This window comes from Lentibacillus halophilus, from assembly GCF_039522485.1.
GTDB lineage: Bacteria > Bacillota > Bacilli > Bacillales > Amphibacillaceae > Lentibacillus > Lentibacillus halophilus.
In genome coordinates, this window is sequence record NZ_BAAADM010000015.1 from 1 (window position 1) to 12764 (window position 12764).

Annotated in this window: 7 protein-coding genes; 6 read left to right on the forward strand and 1 reads right to left on the reverse strand. The window is 44.9% G+C overall.

Features of this window, described 5'->3' with window-relative positions; genetic code table 11:
- Positions 1 to 352 precede the first annotated feature (352 nt).
- The gene (locus ABDZ72_RS03080) at positions 353 to 6163 is read left to right on the forward strand and encodes an anti-phage protein ProA (protein WP_343751077.1); all 5811 of its coding nucleotides are present in this window, start codon (positions 353 to 355) and stop codon (positions 6161 to 6163) included.
- Positions 6164 to 6395: 232 nt separating this feature from the next.
- Here ABDZ72_RS03080 and ABDZ72_RS14470 read toward each other — a convergent pair whose 3' ends face one another.
- Positions 6396 to 6524 (reverse strand): putative holin-like toxin, encoded by a 129-nt coding sequence (locus ABDZ72_RS14470; protein ID WP_486191226.1) that lies wholly within the window; start codon positions 6522 to 6524, stop codon positions 6396 to 6398.
- Between the two features lie 572 nt (positions 6525 to 7096).
- Here ABDZ72_RS14470 and ABDZ72_RS03085 point away from each other — a divergent pair.
- The 5 genes from ABDZ72_RS03085 to ABDZ72_RS03105 all read left to right on the forward strand — a co-directional run bounded on the left by ABDZ72_RS03085 (position 7097) and on the right by ABDZ72_RS03105 (position 12761).
- Positions 7097 to 8209, forward strand: coding sequence for a mandelate racemase/muconate lactonizing enzyme family protein (locus ABDZ72_RS03085; RefSeq protein ID WP_343751078.1), 1113 nt, complete (start codon positions 7097 to 7099; stop codon positions 8207 to 8209).
- Positions 8206 to 8907 (forward strand): N-acetyltransferase, encoded by a 702-nt coding sequence (locus ABDZ72_RS03090; protein WP_343751079.1) that lies wholly within the window; start codon positions 8206 to 8208, stop codon positions 8905 to 8907. The genes ABDZ72_RS03085 and ABDZ72_RS03090 overlap by 4 nt, the downstream gene beginning before the upstream one ends.
- Before the next feature lie 50 nt (positions 8908 to 8957).
- The gene (locus ABDZ72_RS03095) at positions 8958 to 10085 is read left to right on the forward strand and encodes a M20 peptidase aminoacylase family protein (protein WP_343751080.1); all 1128 of its coding nucleotides are present in this window, start codon (positions 8958 to 8960) and stop codon (positions 10083 to 10085) included.
- Positions 10086 to 10246: 161 nt separating this feature from the next.
- A complete protein-coding gene (locus ABDZ72_RS03100) occupies positions 10247 to 11056 on the forward strand; it encodes an ABC transporter ATP-binding protein (protein WP_343751082.1) in 810 nt (269 codons plus the stop codon).
- A 145-nt stretch (positions 11057 to 11201) separates the two neighbouring features.
- Entirely contained in the window at positions 11202 to 12761 is a 1560-nt protein-coding gene (locus ABDZ72_RS03105; RefSeq protein ID WP_343751083.1) for a spore germination protein, read from the forward strand.
- Positions 12762 to 12764 lie beyond the last annotated feature (3 nt).

Sequence of the window (12764 nt, forward strand, 5' to 3'; positions counted from 1 at the left end):
GCTAACTCTTACTCGGCGGGCATCCCACCCACTATATGTTACGACCTAAGCCCGGTCGCTCTGCCAGGCACTGTTTGCCATGTTTTCCCGCTTCCAGCCCCCTCGAATCAAGCTGGGTAACACCTCTTATCACCTTTTTTCGATTGTATACATAGAGGGGTTCATCATTATAATCGTATGTAGTAGGGAAAACGTGTCATGAGGAAAGATTTTATATAATTGGTACTTGGTACACACCTTTTTGCCCACCCAACCACTTTCCAACAATTTTCTACGCAAATGGTGTTCATTCGCTGGTATAATAGTCAATAAGACCCAATAGAATAAAAGTGGCGCAAAAGGGGGTATAACCATGGAACCATCCATAACCTGTGATTACGAATATGATGACAAGGTAAGTTTTGCTTTGCAGCAGAATCATGTTCCATTTATGAAGTATTTGTCCATTGAAAATGAATGTGCTGATAAACTTGCAAACCTTGACATTGAGATAACGTCTAATCCTTCTTTCTTTGAACCCAAAACGATACACCTTGAAGAACTGGACCCCGGAGAAGTTGTGAAACTCCATCCTGACATACAGCTATCAGCCGATTTTCTCAGTAATTTGGAAGAAAGCATGACAGGAAATGTTGGAATAAAAGTTACAACTGGTGAGGATGAACTGTATCATATAAATTTACCCGTTGACATTCTCTCCTTTGATTCCTGGCCCGGATCTACGGTACTGCCGGAGATCATTTCCAGTTTTATTACACCAAACCGGCCATTTGTGATGGAGATTATCAAACAAGCATCCCGGATCATGCAGAAAAACACGGATTCGAATGCGATGGATGGCTACCAAAGTGGTGATCCAAATCGGGTTATTGCACAGTTGTCTGCTATTTTTTCGGCTATTCAGTCCTATGGGATAACATATGCCAATCCGCCTGCAAGCTTTGAAGCAGATGGACAGAAAATCCGCTTCCCTGATGTCATTAAAGAACAACGGCTGGGGACGTGTCTAGATTTAACGTTATTGTATGCTGCTTGTGCGGAGGCAATCGGCATCCACCCTATCGTCGTATTTTTCCGAGATCATGCCTATCCTGCTTTTTGGCTGAACGATTTTGCATCGCCAGAAAGTTTTCAAGATGATAAAAGTCTGCTCAGCAAAAATATGGCAGGTGGTATTAATGAGATTGTCGTGGTGGAATCCACTTTATTAACCAATGAAAGATCCAATTTTAACAGTGCGGTGCATTCCGCGGAAAGTACGTTGAACAAACCGGACTACTTCCAATTTTTCATCGATGTCCACCGAAGCCGGATTGGCCAAATTAAACCACTGTCCATTCAAGCAAACGCCGGGGCAAAGATTCAGGCTGCTGTCCAGCCGGAAGAACCTGTCCGAATCAATGATAACTTTGATTTCGAGAAAGTGGAGATTATCCCTGAACATGAGACATCGACGGAAGAATTCAATCAGCAGGAGAGTAAAATCAATTATTGGCAAAATAAGTTAATTGATATGAGCCTTCGTAATAGTCTTTTAAACTATCGCATTCATACACAGGGCATTCCGGTTGTCACATCCGGTCTTGATCAGATTGAGGATATTCTGTCCATGGGCGAGAAAGTGTTTATACAGCCGCTCCCGAACGAGTGGCAGCATAAGGTCCGGGATTTCCGAGATCAAAAGGAACTTCTGACCAGCAACATATTAGCAGATGATATGAAACATAACCGGTTGCGTTCAATCCTGACAGAGACAAAATTGGAAAAGGAACTCGTGAAACTGTACCGGAAAGCCAAAAATACGCTGGAAGAAACCGGCGCCAATTCGCTGTTTATCGCGCTTGGATTTTTGAAATGGTATGATCCGAAGTCCTATTCCCAAGAACGCTTTGCACCAATTCTGCTCCTGCCTGTCGATCTGGTACGGATGTCTGCGAAAAAAGGCTATTATATCAGGGCGCGGGACGAAGAGATTCAAATCAACATCTCCCTAATTGAATACCTGAAGCAAACGTTTGGGATTGATGCATCGCGATTATACAACATTCCGGAAGACGATTATGGTGCTGATGTCAGGAAAGTTCTAACGACGATGCGCCGGATCATTATGCAAATGACGAATTGGGACGTTTATGAGAATGCTAGTATTGGTGTATTCTCCTTTTCCAAGTTTGTCATGTGGAATGACCTTGTGAACCATGCAGAGGAATTAAAAGAAAATAAAGTCGTGAACAGCTTAATGGAAGGAACGTATACTTGGGAATGTCAGGCTTCATTCACCGATTCACTGACTGCAAAAGAGGATGAAGAAGCAAAGGTTTATGCACCATTAAGTTCAGACAGTACCCAGACAGAGGCGGTTCTGGCAACTGGTGAGGACCAAAGTTTTGTGTTGCATGGTCCCCCTGGTTCAGGGAAGTCACAAACCATTACAAACATGATTTCCCATGCACTTGCAACTGGAAAAAGTGTTCTGTTTGTTGCCGAAAAAATGGCTGCATTGAATGTCGTACAAAACCGGCTGGCATCAATTGGCCTAGGTGATTTTTGCCTGGAGGTTTACTCGAATAAAGGACAGAAAAAAGATATCCTTAATCAGCTGGAGACATCCTTCGAGGCCCAGCGTAAAGTGAAGGGGACAGACTGGGATAACAAGTTTGAGGAAATCAAAGCACTAAAGAAAGAATTGAATCAATATGTCGATGAACTTCATCAGTCAACATCGCTTGGCCAGAGTATTTTTGAGATGATTGAAACCTATTCCGACTTGACGGAGCCACAGATCATGATCGAATTTGAGCGAGATAAGGTCATGAAAGTCGATGAAGTAAAACTAAAACGCGTCAGGCAGCTGATTGAAAACATTGCTGTTATCGGGGAAACATGTGGCAGTGTGGCAGCTAACCCATGGATTGGGATCAAACAAACTAATTATTCCTTGAGTCTGCAGGATACAGTCAAAGCGGAATTGGAGGGCATTGCACCTGCTGCGGAAAAGCTTCAGCCATTAGAGGAGGCTTTTCGTGCGCTTGGATTGTCACATGACAGCCGAAATCACCAATGGTACACATTTATTGATAAGCTAATCCCTTATCTAACGAACATGCCAGACGCCAATTTAACCCTTATCGGCAAAGAACATTTCGACCAGCTTCAGTCAAAAATTCATGATGTGGTCAGCACTGGCAGACAGCACGATGAAGCAGCCGACAAAATAAAGGAACGTTTCGACAAAGCTGCTTTAACAATTGATACCGAAACCATGTTGCAGGATTTACGACTCGCCGAAAACAGCTGGTTTATAAAGGAAAAACTGGATAAAGGGAAAATCAAAAAAGAACTGAAGAAATACTTGAAAACAAAAGATAAAATCGAGACAAATGAACTGGAATCCATCATTACCAGCGTTCGCGGGATACAGGAGAAACAAGCATTTTTGCAGCAACATGATGATCGCATGAAAGAATATTTCCCCGCCTTATGGAATGACGGTGCTGGTATGTGGGACGACATGGAAGTTGCCGTCCAATGGATGCGCGACGTCCGGTCGGCTATCGAAGCATTACAGCCGTCACAGGATACGCTGGCAACTATGGCGCAACAGCTGCAGGACAACAAGCAGCAGCTGACAACGTCTCAGATGCAACAGCATATGAACGCGTATACAGCGGGTTATGAAGCCATCATGAAACACTGGGAAACCGTTGAGAAAGAATTAGCTGCCGAGGGTTTACATGAACCTGAACAGCCGGACTGGGCAAACAACGTCAAAAACAAAGCTGCCAACTTGTTGAATGCATTGCCACAGCTGAAAGATAACTGTCAGCTGGCAAGCGCCATCCAGGAAGCAGAATCATTCGGATTACACCATGTGACCAAGCCTTACTTGGCAGGGGAACTGGACGATCACGAACTTCTCCCTTCCTATTTATATGGATTTTACCGTATCCGGATTGATGAAGAAATTTCAAATCGTGAACGTTTGGCCCAGTTTTCGAAAGCAAGCTTCGAGAATAAACTCGACAACTTTTACAACCTTGATGATGAAATCAGTGAACTGACTAGGTTAGAAGTCTATGTGAAATTAATGGATCGTGTCCCTGATTTGCTGAACAATGCCATCGAAAGTTCCGAACCCGGCATCTTGGCCAAGGCTATTCGCAGCAAAGGGCGAGGTATTGCCATTCGCCAGTTATTTGACCGAATTAAAAACCTGTTGCCTAAAATCAAACCGTGCATGCTGATGAGTCCTTTGTCCGTTGCCCAATATCTTGACCCATCATTTCCGAGATTTGATCTGATTATATTTGATGAAGCATCACAGCTTCCGACCAGTGAAGCAATCGGGGCGATGGGACGAGGGAAAAACGTCATTATTGTTGGCGATCCGAAACAATTGCCGCCAACTGACTTTTTTGGCACCAAACAGGAAGAGGATAATTTTGACCTGCAGGACTTGGAAAGTGTTCTAGATGATAGTCTGGCGATACGGCTGCCGCAAAAACATTTAAGGTGGCATTACCGAAGTGAACATGAAAGTCTCATTTCGTTTTCCAACAATCAATTTTACGAAAACAAACTTGTCACCTTCCCATCGATCGATGATATTCATTCACGGGTATCCTTCCGAAATGTGGGTGGTGTATATGATCGCGGAAAAACGAAACAAAACAAAATGGAAGCAGAAGCGATTGTCAATGAAATTTTTAAACGACTGGCGGACCCGGAAAAACAGCATCAAAGCATTGGTGTCGTTACATTCAGTCAGCCGCAACAAACATTGATTGAAGATATGATTGATGAGCGGCTTAAACAGGACGCCTCTCTGGAGAAATATTTTACCGATGAAGTCGAGGAACCTGTCTTCGTTAAAAACCTGGAAAATGTTCAAGGTGATGAACGGGATGTTATTCTCTTTTCTGTTGGATACGGCCCTGATCAAACCGGGCATATGACTCTGAATTTCGGACCGTTGAATCGTGAAGGAGGCTGGCGTCGCCTGAATGTGGCCGTTTCCCGTGCCAAAAAAGAAATGATGATTGTTGCTTCCATGGAACCGGATCAGATCAATCTATCACGGACCAAAGCGGAAGGCGTGCATAGCCTGAAAGCATTTATGGAATTCGCGAAAAAAGGCAATCTGGCATTAACCATGGAAAACCGGCCAAATAGCAAACAAGTAAATTCCAACGTCATCATTCCAAAAATACAGACAGCACTACAGAAGCACGGGTATGAGGTGGAAACAAACGTTGGAAACAGTGCCTTCAAAGTTGACCTGGCAGTCGTTGATAAAGGGAACAACCGACAATACCTTGCCGCCATTCAGCTGGATGGCCACCGATACGCAAGCCGCACCACAACGCGTGACCGCAATAAATTGGGAGATCTTATGCTTAGCAGATTAGGCTGGCATATTATTAAAATCTGGTCAGTGGAATGGTGGCACAACGAAGAAAAACAAATAACGGAATTGATAGCCCAGCTTGAGACTATTGAAAATCAAGCAAAGGCGGCCAGTAAACCGGAGACGCCACCTAAAAAAGAACAGGAATCTATCCGTGCAAAAATTGACGAGCTTGCCCTACCGGAAGAAGCCAAACAGAAAGAAACCTTTTATGAACCAGCTGTGTTAGAAGACGTTCACAGGCTAAATGACGACTTCTACACGTATGAGGCCACACCGATCATCCGGGAACAAATCAAGCAAGTCATCCATCAAGAAGCACCGGTCAGCTTTTCCAGATTAACCAAACTAATTATCAATGCCTGGGGATTCTCAAGAAGCGGTACCAAGTTGGAAAGAGTTATCCAAAATGCCCTAACCAATTCAGGATTTTACGAAACAACAGAAGAAAAAGGAAAATTCATTTGGCTAGATGAAGAGCAATTCGAAACCTACTGTGACTTTCGAGTGACGAAACATGAGCGCAGAGCTTTACAGGATATCAGTAAGATTGAATATGCTAATGGCGTCCTGGGCATCACAAAAACGGCACTTCGCCTGCCAAAAGCCGATCTGATGCGCGAGATATCCAAGCAGCTCGGCTACAACCGGACCAGCAATAACACAGAGAAGTACGTTCAGGAAGCTATTGATTTCAATATTGAAAAAGGGTTAATCACAGCAGATGACAAGGAAAATATAGAGATTACAGGATAATAGGAATTGGAGTCTTAAACCTTGTTTGGGACTCCTTTATTTTGTAGATACACATGCGAAAAATAACACACATATTCTATTCCCAGTCATTGGAGTAGTCACAGACATTTTAATTTTATTATTCCAACAAATGATGTATAATATAAATAGATATGTAACAGCCCTTCAAGGGGGCGACTCACATTAGAGTAAAGATGATCACCCTGAATGCCTGCTAGGCCCTACAGGGTGGTTATTTCTTTTCTGACAGAATGGCAACTACAAGAGCCGCAAACGATATCATTACAATCAATGACTCGTACACTGTTATTAGCATCACCCCCTTTCTGTATAGATGAAAAGGGAGTGAGCCACCACCCATGAAAGCCTTACTACACTGAATTTATGATGACATAGATTCACCCTTATATAGCCACGACATTTTCTGCATATTCTTTTAAACAGGTGGGAGCGCTCAAAACGTCCGAGAATGGTCTGGGTGCCTGGCATATATAATTTCGGCGTGCCTGATTAGAAATGGGATCAGACTGGCATAAACGCACGTCTTTCTCTTGCGGGGATTTTCCCGCGGGCCACTAAATAAAAAACACTCCATTTGGACTGCGTTCATTTCATTGCTGACCGATTGCCTTTTTGATTCTGTATATTTCGGTTTCGTTTTCGAAGTTTTCCTGGCAAGCAGATCCATACTGTCCTGCAATTTGTTTACCCTTTCACCCATTGCATCAAAGTCTTGGATCTGGCACCCATTACGTTCCTGACCGCCTTCAAAAATCGAAACACTCCCCCCCTCTCCATTCAAATTCAATTGACAATTTTCGTATTTTGCAGGAAAATCAATGCAATCCGATGTATTTTCATACTTAATGTACCGTCATCTGATAGACTAGATAAAAGAAAAAAGAAATATACCAAACACAAAAGGAGATTTCTATGAAAATAACAACCATTGAGGCTTTTGTCATTGAACTACCATTAATCGAACCATTCACAATCAGTTATGTTTCCTACGACAAGATGCCGTCGGTCATTGTAAAAGTGACGACAGACGATGGCTGGACGGGCTACGGGGAAGGCGTTGCGGATGAACATGTGACAGGTGAATCGGTCGAAAGTGTTTATCATGTAATCACAAAGACGCTTGCCCCCCATCTCATTGGTGAAAATCCACTGAATTTGGAAGCACTGCACGACACGATGGACCGGGCAATTCTTGGCGCCCCGACCGCGAAAGCTGCACTGGATATCGCATGTTTCGATATTGCCGGAAAAGCGCTTGGTGTACCCGCTTATGCCCTGCTTGGCGGCCGCTTCCATGACACGTTTCCTATTACCCATGTACTCAGCATTGATACGCCGGAAAATATGGCCGACAAGGCGGAGAATCATGTTGCCAAGGGCTATACATCGTTTAAACTGAAAGTGGGCTACGATAAACAGGATGATGTCGACCGGATTAAAGCCATCTCCGAACGTGTTGGCGACCGCGCTCAGATTCGCGTTGATGTCAATCAGGGGTGGCAATCAGCTGCTACCACATTACAGGCACTAAATGATTTACACAACGTATCCCTTGACTGGCTGGAACAACCGGTAACAGCATCTGATATTGATGCCCTTGCCGAAGTAAAAGATAAGGCTACGGTACCGGTTATGGCCGATGAAGCACTCACTGGTTTCAAGGAGATGCGAGAAATTATTGCCAAACGGGCTGCCGAGAAAGTGAATATTAAGCTAATGAAATGCGGCGGCTTGTATCCGGCTGCCAAACTAGCAGCTATGGCTGAAATGGCTGGTATGGACTGCCAAGTCGGCTCCATGGTGGAGTCATCAATTGGTTCAGCAGCAGGATTTCATGTGGCTTTTTCCAAAAAAATGATAACAAGTGTCGAGCTCACCGGTCCACTTAAGTTTTCCCGGGATATCGGCAATCTGCATTATGACGTGCCATTTATCCAATTGAATGAACAGCCGGGACTTGGCGTGGATGTTGATGAACGCATCCTCCACGATTTAACCCTTTATTCAGAGGAGGTTACACCATGATGGAAACATCCGTCCTTGCCAAAGGTGAACTGAAGACAACCGGCGAGCCATTTCATGTCCACAAGCTCGTCATGACTGATCTTGCGGACATTCAGCGACTGCAAGCCTTTGTAAAAGCATCATTGGACCATTCTGAATACCTTCAACCGCTTACAACAGAGGAATTTGAATCTATTTTATCGGGGAACGGGTTTATGATTGGAACGTTCGTCAACCAAGACTTGATTGCGTTTCGGGCCATGATGGTGCCTGGGGTCGAGCATCCGGAGCATCTCGGGATGGAGATTGGACTCAAGGAAGAAGATTTTACAAAGCTGATCCATTCCGAAATTTCGGTCGTCCACCCTGATTATCGCGGCAATGGGCTGCAGCGATATATGGGCAACCTGGTCATGGCGAATGTTGATAGAGAATGCTTCCGGTATGTGGCGACAACGGTTGCCCCGTTCAATATCGCCAGTCTGAAGGATAAGCTCGCGCTCGGAATGGAAATCGTTGCGCTCATCGAAACATACAACGGGAAAATGCGCTATGTGCTTTTCCGAGATTTTTTATCGGATGACAAGCCTTCCACGAATGACGTAAGAACCGTTGACATGGGTAAGACGGAAACCCAACAGCATTTACTGGAAGCCGGCTATCGTGGGGTGTCTATTCAAGACAACGCTGGAACATATGCGGTCACGTATCAACGGTAGAGTGACCATTTTCAGTCGTGATGTATGAAATTGGTAAAGGCGGTGAAATAATGACAAAACTTGAGAATCGTGTGGCAGACGCGTTTCACCATTTGCACCAGCATGCCGAAATTAGCTGGGAAGAAACAGGAACAACGGCGTATATCGCATCCATTTTGAAGGAATACGGGTGTACCGTGACGACGTTTTCGGACTGCACAGGCGTTGTCGGCGAATACGGCCATTTTGACAGCAACCTGCCTGTCGTAGCTATCCGCGCCGACATGGATGCGCTGTGGCAAGAAGTGAACGGGACATTCCAGGCCAACCACTCCTGCGGGCATGATGCGCATATGGCGATGGTACTTGGATTGGTATCGAAAATAACAGACGATCCTGCGCTGAAAAATAAAGTAGCCTTGAAGATCATTTTTCAGCCCGCCGAAGAAAAAGGAGAAGGCGCACTCAAAATGGTGGAAAAAGGCGTGGTCGATGATGTCGATTATTTATTTGGCATCCACCTCCGCCCGATCGAGGAAACTACGATGGATAACGCAGCGCCGGTCATTGTCCACGGGGCGAACACCACGTATATAGCTGACATCAACGGCCATGATGCTCATGCGGCCCGTCCGCATTTGAACGCCAACGCAATTGAAGTTGCATCGGCCATCGTCAGTCAGCTTAACAATATTCACCTGAACCCGCGTATCCCCCATTCGGTAAAAATGACCAACATTACCGCCGGGGGCAAAAATACGAATATCATTCCAGGTAATGCTTCGTTTGCGGTCGATATGCGCACACAGGATAATCAGACGATGGATGATTTAACGCGTAAGGTGAAAGATATTTTTCAGGCAATGGAAAGTATCCATGGGGTGGAAATCCCGATAACGGACATGGAATACATCCCGGCAGCAGCCGTTAACGACGAAGCCATTCAAATCATGGAAAACGCCACAGCCCGGGTACTCGGGGAGGCCCATGTCGATGCGCCACTCATCACGCCGGGTGGAGACGATTTTCATTTTTACACGATTAAGCGCCCGGACTTAAAAGCCACCATGCTTGGCCTGGGATGTGACCTAAAACCCGGCCTCCACCACCCGGATATGACCTTTAATCATGATGCGTTAATGAACGGGGTCGACATATTGTACGAAGCGGTTAAAGGCGTGTACCGTGATGACAGTTAGTACGTTTTCAGACATAATCAATACCATCAAAACATCACTATTTGTCCACTAAAATGACTATAAAGATTACAGAATAGTAGCCATTTGCTATAATAAACAAAAGCGAAACAACATAAGCAAAAGTAGCTGAAAGACTAGTAATAGACGGGGAGGAATACCCTTTGACGAACGTGATCCATTTCGAAAACGTTTCATGGAAAAGACCTGATGAAACCATCTTACATACCATCAATTGGCGGGTTTCCAAAGGCGAGCATTGGGCGATTCTCGGGTTGAACGGATCCGGTAAGACAACACTTTTGAATATGGTAAATGGCTATATTTGGCCGACGACAGGAACTGTTCGTGTCCTCGGACAGACATTTGGAAAAACGGACATTCGTGAGCTGCGTAAAGCAATTGGTTGGGTCAGTTCATCGCTGCAAGAACGAATCAAGGGAACTGGAACTGATCGTGTCGAGCAAGTGGTAGTCAGCGGTAAATTTGCATCGTTTGGACTATACGATGAGCCGACACACGATGATTATGAACGAGCTTATCAGGTGATGGAACAGATTGGGTGCGCTAATCTATATGGTCGGTCTTACCAAACATGCTCACAGGGAGAAAAGCAAAAAGTTCTGATTGCCCGTGGTCTGATGGCCGCACCGGCGTTACTCATTCTTGATGAGCCTACCAACGGCCTTGACTTTATCGCACGCGAAGAGTTGCTTGCTTCCATTGAGCAGCTGGCAAAACAATCGGATGCACCTACTATCATTTTCGTTACGCATCATATTGAGGAAATCATGCCGATCTTCAGTCATACGTTATTGCTGCGGGAAGGGACCGTTTTTGAACAAGGAAACACGGAAAATATATTGTCCAAGCCCACGCTATCACAGTTTTATCAACTTCCTGTTGAAGCAATCGAGCAAAATGGCCGCAAATGGATATCGTTACAAGAAACGACTTTTGAAACAAATGAATAGGGATAAGCTTAAAACACCTTCCAAATGACGAAGGTGTTTTTTGTTCGTCTTACACCCTTTCACCTATACAATTAAGAATAAAATTCCAAACATCACACATACTACAAAAATAGTATATTCTTCGGTTTTTGGAGAGGGTGATTGTATGTGGCGAAAATGGCGTAAAAAGGAAAAAAAGAATAAGCAGTCGACCCTGAAACAATCAAATCAGGAACAGGAGCCGCTCTATAACAATATAACTGATAATGAAAACCAGCTGCGATCGATTTATGAAAATTGTTCCGATGTCATCGTGCACCCTTTTACCATTGGTGGAAAGCATCAGGCTATTCTTCTTTACATAGATGGGTTATCCAATACCGAGGAGATCGATGACAGTGTGCTTTCACCGCTCATGAAAGCAACAGACAGCGATCAGGAGCAGCAGGTGGATACCTTGATTAAAAACACGGTAGCTGTTGCCGATACAAACGAAGCCACCACATTCTCGGACTGTGTCCAAGCTGTTTCTGCCGGAAAGCCGGTCGTTCTAGCAGACAACAGTTCAACGGGATTTTCCTTAGGTTTATCCAAATGGGAAAAGCGCTCGGTGGAATCACCGGACGCCGAAAAAGTGATACGGGGGCCGCGAGAGGGCTTTGTGGAAACCTTAACCGTCAATACATCGATGTTAAGGCGCAAAATCAGAAGTCCCAAACTGAAAATGCAATCGATGGAAATAGGGCATTATACCAAAACAAGCGTTTCCATTGCCTATGTGGAGGGATTAGTGGACAAAACGTTAATCGAAGAAGTGACCAATCGATTGAATCGAATTGACGTCGATGGCGTTCTGGAAAGTGGTGTCATCGAAGAATTCATTGAAGATGACCCATCCTCCCCTTTTCCGCAAACATTGGCGACGGAGCGGCCGGATACGGTAACAGCCAATTTGCTTGAAGGCCGCGTTTCGATATTGGTTGACGGGACGCCTTTTTCACTCGTTGTGCCGACAACGCTTTATTCGCTATTGCAGTCGAATGAGGATTATTACCGACGTTACATAATGGCTACGGCCACTCGTTGGCTTCGATACCTTTTCCTTGTTATGTCACTGCTTTTTCCAGCGTTATATGTAGCGGTACTCACCTATCATCAGGAAATGATACCAACGTCGCTGTTAATCAGTATGGCTGCATCGAGAGAACAGGTTCCATTTCCAGCACTTGTGGAAGTACTGATCATGGAAATAACATTCGAAGCGTTGCGGGAAGCAGGGGTGCGACTGCCTAAACAGGTAGGGTCTGCGGTGAGTATTGTGGGGGCGCTCGTTATTGGCGAAGCGGCGGTTTCAGCCGGTATTGTTTCCGCGCCAATGGTTATCGTTGTGGCTATAACGGGGATTGCCTCGTTTACCATTCCGCGTTATTCAGTAGCCTTTACTATCCGTATGCTGCGCTTTCCGATGATTTTCCTTTCCGGAACCCTAGGATTACTTGGCATCATGCTTGGAATAATTATAATTATCGTGCACTTGGCGACACTGCGCTCATTTGGTGTTCCTTACCTGAGTCCAATGGCTCCAATGCATTTCAGTGAAATAAAGGATGTACTAGTACGTTCGCCTTGGTGGAAATTAAATAAACGGCCACGCCTGACCGGAAAATATGATAAATATCGTCAATCTTCCGGGCAAAAGCCGGGTCCAATACGGGGAAAAGAGTAATCT